General features: G+C 56.9%; 1 protein-coding gene. It reads right to left on the reverse strand.

Translation table 11 applies throughout. From position 1 onward, the window contains the following. Positions 1 to 112: 112 nt before the first annotated feature. The coding region (locus FSO04_RS46180; RefSeq protein ID WP_154568050.1) for a tyrosine-type recombinase/integrase at positions 113 to 246 on the reverse strand (134 nt) is incomplete at its 5' end.

A 246-nucleotide genomic window follows, 5' to 3' on the forward strand; every position in this document is an offset into this window, starting at 1 on the left:
AAAAAGGCGATCCCGACGGCCGCCCGAAGCCCATCATGAAACTTTATGTGCAGTAGTTCAGACCTGATGCCTCGCTCGCGATGCGTTTGACGTCGCTACTCTACATAACGATCTACTGTCGGTAATATTGCGCCGTGGTGGCCAGGCTGCGATGGCCCATCAGCAACTGGATCACGCGTACATCGGTGCCGGATTCGAGCAGGTGCGTCGCAAATGCATGGCGCAGCGAATGCGGTGTGATGGGCT

This window comes from Paraburkholderia madseniana (assembly GCF_009690905.1).
Lineage (GTDB): Bacteria > Pseudomonadota > Gammaproteobacteria > Burkholderiales > Burkholderiaceae > Paraburkholderia > Paraburkholderia madseniana.